The sequence below is a fragment of the Paenibacillus tundrae genome (assembly GCF_036884255.1).
Lineage (GTDB): Bacteria > Bacillota > Bacilli > Paenibacillales > Paenibacillaceae > Paenibacillus.
The window spans coordinates 3,905,009-3,920,811 of sequence record NZ_CP145605.1 but is presented as its reverse complement, the minus strand read 5'-3'; the positions used below and the strand labels follow the sequence as shown (position 1 = coordinate 3,920,811).

Below are 15,803 nucleotides of genomic sequence, written 5' to 3'. Positions count from 1 at the left end.
GAATAGAAATTACGCAACCGAAAGGGAGTCAGGAGGTAACATGCCAAACGATCCGTTGTCGAGGTCTAATAATCGCAATAGCAATAATAAGTCAACCAAAAAAGCGAAACCAAAGACCTCTAAAAAGAAAAAAATTACGGGTAAACGCGTTGGATGGACACTGTTTTTCACAATGGCAATCGCCATTTTCTGTGCACTAGGTGGGTATTTGTTTATTATGGTGAGTGGGCAGAAGCTGCTCGACGCCAATATGGACAAAACTACGATTAATGAAACGTCCAAGGTGTATGACCGCAATGGTCAACTAATGGGTGAATTGTCCATCAAGAAATTAGAACCGGTGGATAGTGATGCTATTCCGAAATTATTGAAAGAAGCCTTTGTTGCGACAGAGGATAAACGTTTCTATGAGCATCAGGGTGTAGATATCTGGTCAATCGGACGTGCCGCGGTAAAAGACGTCATGGCTCGTTCAATGGTTGAGGGTGGTAGTACATTAACTCAACAATTGGCCAAAAATATGTTTTTGTCGCGAGACAAAACATTCTTCCGTAAAGCAACGGAAGTATCCATCGCAATGGCGCTAGAGCGCAAATATACAAAAGACGAAATTTTAACGATGTATCTGAACCGAATTTTCTTCGGTCATCAGCGTTATGGCATCAAAGCAGCGTCAGAATTTTATTTTGGTAAAAAAGATTTGAATGAATTAGAATTGTGGCAAATTGCAACGTTGGCTGCCATGCCTAAAGGGCCATCAGCTTACAATCCACTGAGTAATCCTAATGATTCCAAAGCACGTCGTGCTGTTGTTCTGCAACTCATGTATGAGCAAGGTTACATTAGTAAAGCTGAGATGGACAAAGCGAAGGCTGTTGATTACGACTATACACCACCAGAGAAAGAGAAGAAGTATCAGCCATTCATCGACTATGTTCTTCGTGAAGCAGAGCGAGTAACTGGCAAAACAGAAGATGATCTCAATATTGGTGGATACAAAATTTACACAACGATGGATGCTCAGGCTCAAACCGCAATGGAAGCAGCCTTTGCAGATGATAGCTTGTTTGAAGAAAGTAAAGACGATCAGAAGGTTCAAGGCTCAATGGTTATTATGAACCATGAAAATGGCAGTCTCGTTGCACTTCTGGGTGGACGTGACTATCAAACTAAAGGGTATAGCCGGGTAACACAGAGCCGCAGGCAGCCGGGTTCAGCTTTTAAACCGATCGTTTCATATGCACCAGCGCTTGAGACAGGCGATTACAATGCTAACTCTGCTCTAAGTAATGCGAAGCAATGTTTCGGTAATTACTGTCCGAATAACCTGCATGGATATTCATCGACGATTAGTATGACTGATGCAATTACTAAATCAGAGAATATTCCGGCTGTATGGTTATTGGACAAAATCGGCGTGAACACGGGTATAAACTTTGCCAAAAGTGTTGGTATTCAAATGGCAGATGAGGATAAGAACCTTGCGATCGCACTAGGTGGTCTGAGCAAAGGTACGAATACACTGGAAATGGCTCAGGCATATAGCGCCTTTGCGAATCTGGGTGAGTACCAACAGGCTTATTCAATTAAAGAGGTCGTAGACAGCACGGATAAACCGATCTATAAGCATGATAAATCAGACACAACTCGTGTTATGAGTGAACAGAATGCGTATCAATTAACTCAAATGCTGCAAAATGTAGTTAATGATGGTACTGGACGTTCTGCACGCTTAGATCGACCGGTGGCGGGTAAAACAGGGACTGTTCAAAGTGGAATCGCCGGCAATAGTGCGAACCGTGACGTATGGTTTGTTGGATATACGCCAGAATGGACAGCCGCCGTGTGGATGGGTTATGACAACCCTGATGCGACGCACATGCTTAAGAACAGTAGTAAACTTTCAGCTGCTTTCTTCGCTAAAGTTATGAGCGATGCGTTAAAAGGTGTACCGGTGAAGGAGTTCAAGGCGCCGGAAGGCGGTCAGACACCTATTCCGGAGCCAGAACCGGAACAACCGCAACTGTCGGTGAGTGGTTTGAGCGGATCGTATGATCCTACATCGCAAATTGTATCACTCAACTGGACAGGAACAGGTGATTCGAATACACAGTACCGGATCTACCGGAAGGAAACATCTGAAGCACAGTTTACACATCTTATTGATTCTATTGGAGCAACCAGTACGCAGGATCTAAGTGCTCTTCCGGGACTAACCTACGAGTACTATGTGACTGCATATGATTTGGCTACTGGTGTTGAAACTGCACCTACCAATACCATTTCTCTCATGATTGAAGCGCAGGAAGCGATACCAGATGAAACTGAGCCAGATCCGGATCCAGGATTGGATCCAGGCACAGAGCAACCGGGAGTAGATAATCCGGATGATGGATCAAATGGTAACGGCAATCCTGGGGACAACAATGGTAACGGTAATCAGAATGGTAACAACGGAAACAATGGAAACAATGGAAATGGTAACAACGGTAATAACGGCAATAATGGCAATGGAAATGGAAATGGTGGATCGGATCAAGGCGGCGGTCAACCAGGAGATGGAGGTACTCCTCCGGATCAAGGCACAACTGACCCTGGTAACACTGGTGATGATTCTACAGGTGGAACCGTTACGACGCCAGGGGAAGTAGTGAGCCCTGATCCTGGTAGTGACGGTACAAACCAACAGCCTGATGCGCCAGCTAGTACTCAATCAGGAACTGATGGATAGTTCGTTACGCTGATTCCAATCTTTGATGCATAAGAACCTACTTCCCGATCAACTCGGGAGGTAGGTTCTTTTTTTTTGGATTTTTTTCAAATGAAAGGTAACGATTGAGATGGGTGAAAGCTTAATTTTGAGTGTATAACTCAAATATGGTAAGCTGTAACTATTCGTAATACGCCTGCGCAAAGCCGAATAAGAGCTGGTTGCTCGAAGTTCGGTAAAGGGGCGTATGCATTGTTCACCAATAATAGAGCAGGTCATGACCTGTGGTCGGCAAAGAGGGGTTCGTATGAAACGGAAATTCGGGGATCGCGCAAACTGGCGCCGGATTACGAACCGACAATTTACATGCCGGTTTGTTCAATCCAAAATATTTACTGGATACATCACATTGTATACGATACAGGATCTGAAAGAACCTCTATGGAAAACCTATGGGGGAAGCACATTCTGTATCGCAGACAAAGGTTACTCTTGGTTACAGTATTATCCCAAAGGAGAGCATTTTGTCGTCACAGCAATGTTTGATGATCAGGAGCGTATCGTAGAATGGTATATTGACACGTGCCGCAGTCAAGGCATAACGGATCAAGGGGTTCCATGGTTTGATGATCTTTACTTGGATGTTGTCGTGTTAAAAGATGGAGAGGTGTTTCTGCTGGACGAGGATGAGCTTGAAGATGCATTGTCTCGCAAGCACATTACAACCGGAGACTACGACTTGGCAAACAAGACAGCTAAGGAACTGCTGCACGCAATCGATGCGCATGTATTTCCGTATTTTCAATTGTCATTGAAGCACCGACAAACGTTGTTCGAAAGTGGAGAGTTCAAAAAGAACGTTCAGATTTAATGTTTTACAATAGTTTATACTATGAAAGATCAGGGCGTGGTTTCATTTTAATGAAGCCATGCCTCTTTCGTATGCTTTTGAAAAATGAAAATAAGCGTACAATCTTCCGTCAGATAACTTGGAATTGGTTGCATGAGGTAATCGAGTAATCGCATATACTGTCTTAACGAGGTGATTACTGTGGACGAGAGCGCCAGAAAAATAACTGTAAACGATTCTCGCATTAATATTGTTTTCAAAAGCCAGGATCTCTTAGAGATCACATCCGAGCAAGCGGAAGACATGGCATTAATCAGTAATCATTATGAATCGGCAGCAGATATATTTCGTGATATGCGAGAAATGATTGGGTTAGAAAAAGTAAAAGATCTGATATACGAAATCTACGCGCTGATTCAGGTGAAGAAATTTCGAGATGAGCAAGGACTAAAAAGCAGCAAGCAGGTTTATCATATGATTTTTAAAGGCAATCCAGGAACGGGTAAAACTACAGTTGCGCGAATTATTTCTAAGATGTTGAATCGGATGGGCGTCTTAAGTAAAGGGCATCTTGTTGAGGTGGAACGAGCAGATTTAGTCGGTGAATATATTGGGCATACTGCATTAAAAACAAGAGAATTAGTCAAAAAAGCGATGGGTGGCATTTTATTTATAGATGAGGCATACAGTCTTGCCCGTGGTGGGGAGAAGGATTTTGGAAAAGAAGCCATTGATTGTCTTGTTAAGGTGATGGAAGATAAAAGTGAGGATCTAATTATTATTCTTGCGGGGTATCCGAATGAAATGGGGGATTTTTTAGAGATTAACACAGGTCTGCCTTCAAGATTCCCTATACAAATTAGCTTTGATGATTATTCTACAGATGAATTGATGCTGATTGCGATGAAGATGGCCACGGAGAAGGACTACAATATTACGTCTGATGCCATGATCAAATTAAAAGAACTGATTCAATACGAAAAAGACATTCGTAATCATTTTAGCAATGCCAGATATGTTAGGAATGTGATTGAAAAGGCAATTAGGCATCAAGCGGTCAGACTCATGGGCAGGCCAGGTAACATTTCCAAACAAAATCTGATGGATCTATTAGCGAGAGATATCTCCTCCAAAACGATGGAAACGAGCCTGAACAATCATATTATTTTCCAATAATGCTGACTGGAATATTTGAAGTTTCTGCTAAAGTAAGCGATAATATAATTTTGGATCAGCCGGCCGGTTTAACCGGTTCGGCTTAAAGTATGCGATACCAAAACGTTCTGTGAAAATGGGACGAGTTGATGTGGATATAAGGAGTGAGTTGACTAATGACAAGTGGAACACATGATACAGATCAAGTTAAAAAAGACCGCGCTATATTGGTTAGTTTGATTACGGATGAAGTTAAACGATCTGGAATTAATCCAGAGTATTCCTTGGAAGAGCTTGTAAAGCTCGCTGAGACAGCTGGAGTAGAAGTATTAAGTGTGCTCTCTCAAAATCGGGAGACGCGGGATACAAAGTGGTTCATCGGTAAAGGGAAAGTTGAAGAGCTTCGTGCAGCAGCAGAGGAGCTGGGAGCTACCACGGCAATTTTTGACCAGGAGTTGTCTGGGGCTCAGGTTCGTAATCTGGAAGAAGCGTTGGATCTCAAAATTATTGACCGTACACAATTGATTCTAGACATATTCGCTCAACGTGCTAATACACGGGAAGGTATCATTCAAGTTGAATTGGCTCAGTTAAGTTATCTGTTACCTCGCTTATCGGGTCACGGTAAAAACTTATCACGGCTTGGCGGTGGAATCGGGACACGGGGACCAGGGGAGAGCAAGCTCGAGACGGATCGCCGTCATATTCGTGGTCGTATAGATGATCTCAAACGTCATCTGGAGGAAGTAACAAGGCACCGTAAATTGCACCGTGAGCGCCGTAAGAAGACAGGTATCGTGCAGGTTGCTCTTGTTGGCTATACCAATGCGGGGAAATCTACGTTGCTTAAACAACTAACTTCAGCTGATGTATATATTCAAGATCAATTGTTTGCTACCCTAGATCCAACATCTCGCACAATGGAACTGCCGAGCGGCAAAGAGATTGTACTTACCGATACTGTTGGATTTATTCAAAACCTTCCGCATGATCTGATTGCAGCATTCCGTGCAACGTTGGAAGAGGTGAATGAAGCAGATCTCATTCTTCACGTTGTAGATGCTTCCTCGGCAATGCGTGATGATCAGATGAGAACAGTAGCTGATATCTTACAACAGCTTGGTTCAGGGGACAAGCCTCAATTGGTTCTCTACAATAAAAAAGATGCATGTACACCTGAGCAACTCGAAATGTTACCTCTGGATAAGGATCACATCAAAGTGAGTGCGCTGGACGAAGCTGATCTTCTGAAAATACGTGAACGTATCCAAGAAGAATTAACGGGCGAAACCAAAAGATTCCGTATTCCTGCGGAACGTGGGGATCTTACCTCGGTGTTATATAAAGTCGGAGATGTAGTAGAAACTACATTTGAAGAGAATGATGTTATTTATCAGGTGGAGTTGCAGACTGGTGAGTATGAGAAATACGGATATTTACTTGAAGATTTCATCGAATCGTAATATTCGTGACACATTCATGTGATAAGTTGACACAATATATGCGATTAAGAGTCAGATTCGAGCAATGAAGGGGAATGAAGTACGATGGCAAGTTTTGATTCAACAATTGTTGAACTTCAACAGCAAGTAGAAATTCAGATTGAGCAACAATTGAAAAAGATAGATCAAATTACGGATCACAATCAATGGAAAGTGATTGATGCTTTTCAGCGTAGACAAGTAAGTGATTTTCACTTCGCAGGTTCTACAGGCTATGCCTATAATGATCGTGGTCGTGAAGTGTTGGACGAGGTATATGCGGACGTATTCGGCGCAGAAGCTGCGCTGGTACGTCCTCATTTTGCGTCAGGTACACACACCATTGCGACAGCTCTATTTGGAGTACTGCGTCCAGGGGACGAACTGTTGTACATTACAGGTAAGCCTTATGATACATTGCATAAAGTTATTGGTAAGCCAGGTGATGGCACCGGTTCTCTTCGAGATTTTGGAATTGGCTATCAAGAGACGGCATTGCTTGACGATGGTCGTGTCGATTGGGAAGCAGTAGAGAAGTGCATTACACCAGCGACAAAAGTGATCGGCATCCAACGTTCGCGTGGCTATGACTGGCGCTCTTCCTTCTGCATTGACGAGATCGCAGAGATGGTATCAAGAGTGAAAGCGATCAAGGCAGATGTTATTGTATTTGTCGATAACTGTTACGGTGAATTCACGGAGCAGCTTGAACCAACCCAAGTGGGTGCAGACCTAATGGCAGGATCGTTGATCAAAAACCCTGGCGGAGGAATTGCTGAGACCGGTGGATACATATGTGGAAAAGAAGAATATGTTAGGCTTGCTGCATATCGTCTGACCGCACCTGGCATTGGTGGTGAAGTCGGTGCCATGTTGGGAACAACTCGGGCAATCTATCAGGGACTTTACATGGCGCCTACGATTGTTGGACAAGCCATTAAAGGAAGTACCTTTGCAGCAGCAATGTTTGCAGCATCTGGTTTCGTGACTAAGCCGGCATGGAATGAACCACGTACGGATCTGATTCAGGCAGTACAATTCAGCTCTGCAGAGCATTTAATTGCTTTTGTACAAGGGATTCAGCGCGCTGCAGCAGTAGATAGTCATGTGGTACCGGAACCATGGGATATGCCAGGATATGAACATCCTGTCATTATGGCGGCAGGTACATTTATTCAAGGCGGAAGCTTGGAATTATCGGCGGATGCACCGATTCGTGAGCCTTTTATTGGCTATATGCAAGGTGGATTAACATACTCCCACGTCAAATATGGCGTTTTGATGGCATTACAAGCAATGAAAGATCGCAAATTATTGTGAGTTTATCTAACACGTCATTGACACTTGGTAACATCTAAATGTACAATAAGGTCAAGAATAGATGACTGGAAGGTTGATGAACATGGGTGACGAAATTCGCAGAAATATGGCCTTATTCCCGATAGGTATCGTAATGAAACTAACGGATCTGTCCGCACGGCAGATTCGTTATTATGAGCAACACAGCTTGATTGTTCCTGCGAGAACATCAGGTAATCAGCGTTTATTCTCATTCAATGACGTTGAGCGTTTGCTCGAAATTAAGGCTCTGATTGAAAAAGGCGTTAACATTGCAGGTATCAAGCAAGTGATGAATCCAGTATCTAAAGAATCCGAAGAAGCGACTGTGATTACAGCCGATACGGAAGTGAAGCGCAGAGAGTTATCGGATACACAACTACATCGTTTGTTAAAACAACAATTGGTGTCAGGTAAGAGACCTGGACAAGTATCTCTCATTCAGGGAGAGCTTTCCCGCTTTTTTAATAAATAGTAAGCTTGTATAACCGGGAGGGTGAGAGTAAATCATTCAATTGGCAAGCATGACGCCTTGACCCGTGGAACTTTCTAATGTACAAATATAACAAGCAAGCCAAATACGCAGATAAGAAAGGGAGAGGAATCATGAGTTATACAAAAGAAGACATTCTCCGCATCTCCAAAGAAGAAAACGTACGATTCGTTCGATTGCAATTCACCGACTTGCTGGGGGCGATCAAAAACGTTGAGATTCCTGTAAGCCAGTTGACGAAGGCTTTGGATAACAAAATGATGTTTGATGGTTCTTCCATCGAAGGTTATGTTCGTATCGAAGAATCCGACATGTACCTCTATCCGGATCTTGACTCTTGGCTTATTTTCCCATGGGTATCCGACAATCGCGTTGCGCGTTTAATCTGTGACGTATACTTGCCAGATGGCAACCCATTCCCAGGCGACCCACGTGGCATCTTGAAACGAAACCTGAAGGAAGCCGAAGAAATGGGATTCACTTCCTTCAACGTTGGTCCTGAACCAGAATTCTTCTTGTTCAAAACGGATGAAAAAGGAAACCCAACGAACGAACTGAATGACCAAGGTGGGTATTTCGACCTTGCGCCAACAGATCTTGGTGAAAACTGTCGTCGCGACATCGTAATTACACTTGAAGAAATGGGCTTTGAGATCGAAGCATCTCACCACGAGGTAGCTCCAGGTCAACACGAGATCGACTTCAAATATGCGGATGCATTGAAAGCGGCAGACCAGATCCAAACGTTCAAACTCGTTGTTAAAACGATTGCGCGTCAGCATGGATTGCATGCTACATTTATGCCAAAACCATTGTTCGGTATGAACGGTTCCGGTATGCACTGTAACCAATCCTTGTTCCGTGGCAATGAAAACGCATTTGTTGACGAGTCGGACGAACTGGGCTTGAGCAAAACTGCACGTCACTTCATGGCTGGAACTCTGAAGCATGCTCGTGCGTTTGCAGCAATCACTAACCCGACTGTGAACTCCTACAAACGTCTTGTACCAGGTTACGAAGCACCATGTTACGTAGCATGGTCTGCAAGTAACCGTAGTCCAATGATCCGTATTCCAGCTTCACGTGGTCTGAGTACACGTGTTGAGGTGCGTAACCCGGATCCGGCAGCTAACCCTTACCTAGCTTTGGCTGTTTTATTGAAAGCAGGTCTGGACGGCATCAAACGTGAGCTTTCCTTACCAGCTCCGATTGACCGTAACATTTACATCATGTCAGAAGAAGAGCGTGTGGAAGAAGGCATTCCTAGCTTGCCAGCTGACCTGAAAGAAGCATTGAACGAATTGATCCGTAGCGAAGTCATCTGTGATGCTCTTGGCGACCACGCCCTGGCTCACTTCTACGAGCTGAAAGAAATTGAGTGGGATATGTACCGTACGCAAGTCCACCAATGGGAACGCGATCAATATATCACACTGTACTAATCCCCGAATCCCTTGCGCCACATGGCGTGAGGGGTTTTTCTTTTTGTGGGCAAATGGTTTTTTAGTGCGGTGTAAGCAATTGTCCCCCCGAATATCCCCTCGAATGCCCACAACTTCTGATCTTAGAGCGGATCATAGTGATTCAAACCGTGAAAATAATTCCAATAGACTACTAAAAATCGATAGATTAGAGATAAGTTAGAACTTAGATTTAATACAGAGATCAAGTACAGTGATTATGTATTTCAGAGAATTAGTGTATCAAATGTCACATAAATAATTGTAAAAAAATAGTATTATTGTATTTGTGATGCATAAAAAATACTAGGAGATGATCTTGTGGCTTTGAAAAAAATATTAACTGCTTCTGTTTTGTCTCTTTCCCTCTTGGCAATCTCTGTACCAGTAATGGCAAGTCAAGCCTCTGATATTACCATTATGAATAAACAAAAGAATGTGACGATATATCAAGATTTTCCTTCGTCTGCTGACATTCCTGCGACTAAATTTTATTCTGATGCAGATGGTTATTACGGTATGCTAAGAAGAACTAATATTGTTCAAGTTAGCCCATCACATGTGAGAGCCTACTATTCAGGAACTGTTGTACAAGATCTGGGGTAAAAGAGTTAACCCGCTAACCTAAATGGTTTGCGGGTTATTGTTTATACTATGTGTTAATTAACATGCCTGTCAGGCTCTAAGCCGATCGCGTTTACAATAAACCAAGGGTCAATCGTGGGTAATGCAGCAATGTCTGGCGTGGTTCCAGTACAAGGTAGATCCATAGTTTACTAGTGAAGTGGAATGTTATTTGAATGTTTCATTTGCGGAAAAAGATGACAGGTGCTGTTGACGTGGATCTATCGAAATAACTACATATGCCACAGTGTAGAATAACTCAACCTATAGTCCTAATGGCGTATAGGTTCTTTTTTATTAAGTAAATGCGGATAAGATAATAAATACTCAATAGATTGGTTACGTATATTTATGGTGAAATATCAAAGAACGGTAAATAGTATGTACTGCTGGTGAGCATTCGCTTATATGAGTGTAAATATCACAATTAGATGTTCAAATTAGCAGTCAATATTGCATCATAAAGTATGGGGAAGGAGTAACGTTATTTATCGCTCAGTTTTACCTGTATACATAGTTGTGTGTGTTAGTAGCCTTATATATGTTAAGTTACGCTCCTGTGTTTAAAGGTGTGGCCTTGGATGATTAGCAATGATTAGTGTAAAATAGTTCATTGTTATTAATATGTTGAAAGTTTCATATGGATGCGTTATAATAAATTATATTTTTAACAATTAAATTTTGTAAAATTAAAAAACTCATTAATTGGAGATGTTAATATGAATCAAGCGAAGCAACTTGTTTCCGAACAACGGACATTTTTCTATACAGGTCAAACTAAAAACGTTGAATACCGTATCCATGCTCTTCAGCAACTACGAGTAGGAATTGAGAAATATCAGCAACGCATATTAGATGCATTACGTGCTGATCTGAATAAGTCAGAGGCTGAGGGATACGGCTCAGAGATTCGAATCGTACTGGGAGAATTAGATTTTGCATTGGAGCATTTAGAGGAATGGGCTACGCCTAAATCTGTACCTACAGCTGCAGCTATACCTGATGGAGTAAGTACCATATACGCTGAACCGTACGGAGTTGCACTAATTATTGCACCTTGGAACTATCCATTCCAACTAGCTTTTGGGCCACTCATTGGAGCAATTGCAGCGGGGAACTGTGCCGTTATTAAGCCATCCGAATTAACACCGACAGTTTCTCATCTGATCAACGATCTGATTCAGGATGTATTTCCTAGAGAGTACATTGCAGTTATGGAAGGTGAAGTTGAGACAAGCACGGAGCTATTAAACGAACATTTTGATTATATTTTCTTTACAGGGAGCACGGGTGTTGGACGCGTCGTTATGAAAGCCGCTGCTGAACATCTGACTCCGGTTACGTTGGAACTGGGAGGCAAAAGCCCGGTCATTGTTCACAAGGATGCGGATCTGAAGCTTACGGCTCAGCGTGTTGTACGGGGTAAATACCTCAATGCTGGACAAACCTGCGTAGCACCAGATTATTTATTTGTACATGAACAGGTACATGATGCATTGATTGCGTTAATTCAAGAAGAGATTCAGGACAAATTCGGAAATGACGTAATGAAGAACTCTGATTTCCCACACATTGTTAATGCCCGTAACTTTGATCGAGTGTCGAGATTCCTGGAAGATGGTAAAGCGCTGATTGGTGGTCGTTCTGAACGTGATCAACTGCTTATTGAACCGACAGTATTAGGGGATGTTGACTGGAGTTCAGCAATAATGCAGGAAGAGATTTTTGGCCCGATTCTTCCGGTCATGACCTATCAAGATCTTAACCCCGTGTTAGATGAGATTGTTCGTCGTCCAAAACCATTGGCGTTATATCTATTCACACAAGATGAGCAATTACAGGAGCAAGTTCTGAATCAAGTATCCTTTGGTGGAGGCTGTATTAATGATACGCTATCTCATATGACTTCGCATTACCTGCCATTTGGGGGCGTGGGGGAAAGTGGTATGGGTTCGTATCATGGACAGCAAAGCTTTGATGTGTTCTCCCATCACAAAAGTATTATGAAACGTAGCGAATAATCGTCAACTATTTCATTAGTTAAAAGTAACGAAAAAAAGAGGTTGTCCTAAACAATAGGACAGCCTCTTTTGTGTATTTCACTTCATGTGTAGAAATTGAAGACTGAAAATCAAACCTTATTAATGAATATCGCGGAAAAGACCAATAACTTTACCTAAGATGCTAACATGCTTCAAGCGCAGCGGTTCAAATGTGGCATTCTCCGGCTGAAGACGAATATGATCCTTTTCTTTATAGAAGGTTTTCACTGTAGCTTCGTCATCCTCAGTCATGGCAACAACGATATCACCGTTATCAGCAGTTTGTTGTTGACGTACAATCACATAGTCTCCATTTACAATACCTGCTTCAATCATACTATCTCCTACGACAGAAAGCATAAATACCTTTTGTTCGCCTACATAATGAGTAGGAAGAGGGAAGTAGTCCTCAATGTTCTCGGTTGCTGTGATAGGAACACCGGCAGTAACTTTACCCACAACAGGAATGCGAGCAACGCTGTGAGCGAACTGGTGGGAGTGCTCTGATTCTTCTTGGCTTAACAATTCGATAGCTCTTGGTTTCGTTGGGTCTCTTCTAATAAGACCTTTCTTCTCCAAACGATCCAAATGTCCGTGAACCGTAGAGCTGGAAGCTAGTCCAACAGCTTCTCCAATTTCCCGTACGGAAGGAGGATACCCCTTCAACCGGACTTCATTGCGTATAAACTCCAGAATAGCCTGTTGCCTGCTGGATATCTTCGACATACCGTATCAACCCCATTTAGTAACGTTTGGGAAAATTATAACATAGAACCTCCGTTCGTACAAACATAAGTTCTAAATAAAATGGGATAAAATCAAGAAAATTGCTACAAAAAGATGGAATTTTAAGCATTGAAAATACAACTTGCGACTAAAGGAACAACTTGAGGAAGAATTAAGTCGGAAATGAAGCGAAAAATAAGCGAACAATTGTTCTAAAAAAGTTGTTGAACAAAACAAATGTTCGTGTTATATTGATTTCAACAGATAGGAACAAATGTTTGGAGGTCGATTTTTAATGAGATATTCAACTTATCAAAGTATTTATGAACCAGTAAATTCCGAAGCGGTTAAGACTAACATAGGTAATTTCCAAAAATCATTTGCACAGTTAAAGATGCCAACCTGGATTTTGAAACTGTCTTTGGCGGCTTTCATTATAATCGTTGGATGCAGTACAGTGCTCACTGTATTTGCCGGGAATGAGAACGATTTGTTGCCCGGAGGAAAAATTGCAGTTTCTGAAGGTGATACTTTATGGAGTATTTCTGTAGATTACAAACCGGAGAGCATGGACACGCGTGTATATATAGAAGCAATTAAGCAAGTGAACCAACTTCAATCGACTACAATTCGAGCTGGACAAGTACTGGTTTTGCCCCAGATTTCCCAATAAAGAGTAGATTCTAACCAGCTAACCGCCGCTGACCTTGACAACCCGTCCTGATCATGTCAAAGTTAATATGACTTTGTAATTTTGGAGGGGACAAGATTGGATATAGATAGCCTAGTAGCACGTATTAACGAATTGGCTCGCAAACAGAAATCTACTGGTTTATCCGAGGAAGAGCTTGCTGAGCGTGCTAAACTTAGAGAGATTTATTTGAACAACATCCGTAGCAATTTCAGACAACAGTTAGATTCCATTGAAATTGTGGATGATGAGAAAGATCAAGGCCGCCAAGGCAAACTCAAACACTAGAGAAACCTAATGATATCATTACGATATTTAGGTTTCTTACTGTTATTTGAGATTGCTGTTTTTTTTAGATAATTGAATTTATAAGTTTTCAGGCGAAGCTGAACAATTCGATTATCGCAAGAAAAACTTCAGTTAAGCGCGGTCTGTCTTCTTTGAAAGTACGTCGATAGACGTTTTTCTTATAAGAGGGAACTTTTGGTTTACAGTCATGTAAGCCGATACAAAGACAATAAGGGGGATTCTCATGGCTCGTTCGTTCGAGAGAACGGTTCGGAAAAATTCTAAGCAGTTGAATCAACAACGCAAAAAGAGTGGTCAGCAAGTTTCAGGTACACCAGGAGTCGATATTTTTAAAGGTCGCAGCCTGTTGTTCCCTATATTCTTGATAGGACTTGCATTTCTGTATCTGTTTATGAGTACATTTCTTGTGAAAGCTCCAATGACAACCTGGGATTGGGTTACTATGCTGCTGTACGTATTTTTGGCAGTAATTTTTCTCCTTCGTCGTCCTTACCTTAAGATTGGAAACAGTACGATTGCGACAATTAAAGGTAACCGTGAACGGTCGATCGGCGTTGACGATATCGTGAAGTTCCGAATTGAGCCTGGCTCAGTTGTCATTGAACACAACGGTCGTGGCAAGAGATGGGTATTCACCAAATTGTTGAATCGTTACGATACGGATGCGATTACTGAGCGTCTTTTGAGATTTGCTAAGTCGCATCAGATTACTGTGGAAACTTACGAGCAAAAGTAATTACTGCATAAAGGGGAAGATGACCGTAATGACGTTAAAAGCGATTTTGTTCGATCTAGACGATACATTGTTATGGGATGAGCGCAGTGTTAGAGAAGCATTCCATGAAACTTGTCTTATAGCTGCGCAAGAGACAGGCGTTGATCCGGCGGAACTTGAAGAAGCTGTTCGTAATGAAGCACGGAATCTGTATGAATCCTACGAGACATTTGCGTTCACCAAGATGATTGGAATCAACCCATTTGAAGGTCTGTGGGCCAACTTCACAGGTGGTGATCAACCGGAGTTTCGCCAGTTAGAGCAGCTTGCTCCAGTGTATCGTAGGGATTCATGGTATCGTGGTCTCTTGAAATTGGGTGTGGATCGTAAAGATCTTGCGGACAGATTGGCATCCCAGTTTGGGGCAGAGCGTAGATCGAGACCTCATATCTATGAGGAAACGATGGATACGTTACGTCATCTTCAAGGAAAGTTCAAACTTTTGCTTTTAACGAATGGTTGTCCAGCTCTTCAACAAGAGAAGTTAGATGGTGTTCCTGAGATCGTACCTTTCTTTGATGAAATCATTATCTCTGGTTCTTTTGGTAAAGGTAAACCTGATCCATCTATCTTCCAGTATGCTTTAGACAAATTAGGTGTTCAACCTGAAGAGAGTATGATGGTTGGAGACAAGCTCACGACGGATATTCGCGGTGCTTTATCAACTGGGATTAAGTCAGTATGGATTAATCGCGAGAACAAAGAGAACGCCGAAACGTATACACCTGATCATGAGATTAAGCATCTTTCGGAATTGGAACGTATTATTTCTACATTCTAAAGAGATTTACGATGTTGATTAATTACCAAACATCAATGACTCGTCTTGAGATGAAAGTTCATCCAGCGCGGTTATTGATGTTTTTTTGTTTTTAAAAAAATCAGCAACTGTTAAGAGCATAGCCAACGATTATTTTTTTGTAAAAGTTATTGAAATAATGTATTACCTGGATTAGAATATAACTAACATACTAGTATGACTAGTATATGGAAAAGAGATGGGTGGTTAATTCAAATATTGGTTTTATTGAGATGTTTGAGTATACCACATTTATTTTTAATTATTTTGTAAGCGCTTTACATAACTTTGATTCAGTTAAATGGAATACAGAAGATAAAGATTCAACGCTGCTCTGAGGAAAACGCTTA

General features: G+C 41.9%; 14 protein-coding genes. 13 read left to right on the top strand and 1 reads right to left on the bottom strand.

Going from position 1 to position 15,803, the window contains the following annotated elements; all coding sequences use genetic code 11:
- The first annotated feature begins 40 nt into the window (after positions 1 to 40).
- The 9 genes from V6W81_RS17525 to V6W81_RS17485 all read left to right on the top strand — a co-directional run bounded on the left by V6W81_RS17525 (position 41) and on the right by V6W81_RS17485 (position 12,132).
- Positions 41 to 2,731: a PBP1A family penicillin-binding protein gene (locus tag V6W81_RS17525; protein ID WP_338539907.1), complete on the top strand. Its 2,691-nt coding sequence runs from the start codon at positions 41 to 43 to the stop codon at positions 2,729 to 2,731.
- Between the two features lie 286 nt (positions 2,732 to 3,017).
- Positions 3,018 to 3,581, top strand: coding sequence for a DUF402 domain-containing protein (locus V6W81_RS17520; protein WP_338539906.1), 564 nt, complete (start codon positions 3,018 to 3,020; stop codon positions 3,579 to 3,581).
- 180 nt (positions 3,582 to 3,761) lie between these two features.
- Complete coding sequence (locus V6W81_RS17515) at positions 3,762 to 4,736, top strand: AAA family ATPase (protein WP_260985350.1); 975 nt, start codon at positions 3,762 to 3,764, stop codon at positions 4,734 to 4,736.
- A 155-nt stretch (positions 4,737 to 4,891) separates the two neighbouring features.
- The gene (gene hflX, locus V6W81_RS17510) at positions 4,892 to 6,178 is read left to right on the top strand and encodes a GTPase HflX (RefSeq protein ID WP_128101716.1); all 1,287 of its coding nucleotides are present in this window, start codon (positions 4,892 to 4,894) and stop codon (positions 6,176 to 6,178) included.
- An 84-nt stretch (positions 6,179 to 6,262) separates the two neighbouring features.
- Positions 6,263 to 7,516, top strand: coding sequence for an aminotransferase class I/II-fold pyridoxal phosphate-dependent enzyme (locus V6W81_RS17505; RefSeq protein WP_338539905.1), 1,254 nt, complete (start codon positions 6,263 to 6,265; stop codon positions 7,514 to 7,516).
- Between the two features lie 82 nt (positions 7,517 to 7,598).
- The gene (locus V6W81_RS17500; RefSeq protein ID WP_145047238.1) at positions 7,599 to 8,009 is read left to right on the top strand and encodes a MerR family transcriptional regulator; all 411 of its coding nucleotides are present in this window, start codon (positions 7,599 to 7,601) and stop codon (positions 8,007 to 8,009) included.
- A gap of 131 nt (positions 8,010 to 8,140) precedes the next feature.
- Positions 8,141 to 9,469 (top strand): type I glutamate--ammonia ligase, encoded by a 1,329-nt coding sequence (gene glnA, locus V6W81_RS17495; RefSeq protein ID WP_090916813.1) that lies wholly within the window; start codon positions 8,141 to 8,143, stop codon positions 9,467 to 9,469.
- Between the two features lie 339 nt (positions 9,470 to 9,808).
- Positions 9,809 to 10,093, top strand: coding sequence for a hypothetical protein (locus V6W81_RS17490; RefSeq protein ID WP_338539904.1), 285 nt, complete (start codon positions 9,809 to 9,811; stop codon positions 10,091 to 10,093).
- Between the two features lie 737 nt (positions 10,094 to 10,830).
- Positions 10,831 to 12,132: an aldehyde dehydrogenase gene (locus tag V6W81_RS17485; RefSeq protein WP_338539903.1), complete on the top strand. Its 1,302-nt coding sequence runs from the start codon at positions 10,831 to 10,833 to the stop codon at positions 12,130 to 12,132.
- A 120-nt stretch (positions 12,133 to 12,252) separates the two neighbouring features.
- Here V6W81_RS17485 and lexA read toward each other — a convergent pair whose 3' ends face one another.
- Positions 12,253 to 12,879: a transcriptional repressor LexA gene (lexA, locus tag V6W81_RS17480; RefSeq protein WP_056689962.1), complete on the bottom strand. Its 627-nt coding sequence runs from the start codon at positions 12,877 to 12,879 to the stop codon at positions 12,253 to 12,255.
- A gap of 295 nt (positions 12,880 to 13,174) precedes the next feature.
- Between lexA and yneA the strand changes: the two genes are divergently transcribed.
- The 4 genes from yneA (at position 13,175) to V6W81_RS17460 (ending at position 15,435) form a co-directional block, all read left to right on the top strand.
- Positions 13,175 to 13,552: a cell division suppressor protein YneA gene (gene yneA, locus V6W81_RS17475; RefSeq protein ID WP_239291370.1), complete on the top strand. Its 378-nt coding sequence runs from the start codon at positions 13,175 to 13,177 to the stop codon at positions 13,550 to 13,552.
- A gap of 96 nt (positions 13,553 to 13,648) precedes the next feature.
- Entirely contained in the window at positions 13,649 to 13,858 is a 210-nt protein-coding gene (locus tag V6W81_RS17470) for a DUF896 domain-containing protein (protein ID WP_056689967.1), read from the top strand.
- A 244-nt stretch (positions 13,859 to 14,102) separates the two neighbouring features.
- A complete protein-coding gene (locus V6W81_RS17465; protein ID WP_056689969.1) occupies positions 14,103 to 14,615 on the top strand; it encodes a hypothetical protein in 513 nt (170 codons plus the stop codon).
- 28 nt (positions 14,616 to 14,643) lie between these two features.
- On the top strand, positions 14,644 to 15,435 hold the full coding sequence (locus V6W81_RS17460; protein WP_338539902.1) for an HAD family hydrolase: 792 nt from the start codon (positions 14,644 to 14,646) through the stop codon (positions 15,433 to 15,435).
- The last annotated feature ends 368 nt before the right edge of the window (positions 15,436 to 15,803 follow it).

Excerpts from the sequence above, each read along its gene's own strand:
- V6W81_RS17525 (WP_338539907.1), top strand. The coding sequence starts at position 41 with ATGCCAAACGATCCGTTGTCGAGGTCTAATAATCGCAATAGCAATAAT.
- V6W81_RS17520 (WP_338539906.1), top strand. The coding sequence starts at position 3,018 with ATGAAACGGAAATTCGGGGATCGCGCAAACTGGCGCCGGATTACGAAC.
- hflX (WP_128101716.1), top strand. The coding sequence starts at position 4,892 with ATGACAAGTGGAACACATGATACAGATCAAGTTAAAAAAGACCGCGCT.
- V6W81_RS17505 (WP_338539905.1), top strand. The coding sequence starts at position 6,263 with ATGGCAAGTTTTGATTCAACAATTGTTGAACTTCAACAGCAAGTAGAA.
- V6W81_RS17500 (WP_145047238.1), top strand. The coding sequence starts at position 7,599 with ATGGGTGACGAAATTCGCAGAAATATGGCCTTATTCCCGATAGGTATC.
- glnA (WP_090916813.1), top strand. The coding sequence starts at position 8,141 with ATGAGTTATACAAAAGAAGACATTCTCCGCATCTCCAAAGAAGAAAAC.
- V6W81_RS17485 (WP_338539903.1), top strand. The coding sequence starts at position 10,831 with ATGAATCAAGCGAAGCAACTTGTTTCCGAACAACGGACATTTTTCTAT.
- lexA (WP_056689962.1), bottom strand. The coding sequence starts at position 12,879 with ATGTCGAAGATATCCAGCAGGCAACAGGCTATTCTGGAGTTTATACGC.
- yneA (WP_239291370.1), top strand. The coding sequence starts at position 13,175 with ATGAGATATTCAACTTATCAAAGTATTTATGAACCAGTAAATTCCGAA.
- V6W81_RS17465 (WP_056689969.1), top strand. The coding sequence starts at position 14,103 with ATGGCTCGTTCGTTCGAGAGAACGGTTCGGAAAAATTCTAAGCAGTTG.
- V6W81_RS17460 (WP_338539902.1), top strand. The coding sequence starts at position 14,644 with ATGACGTTAAAAGCGATTTTGTTCGATCTAGACGATACATTGTTATGG.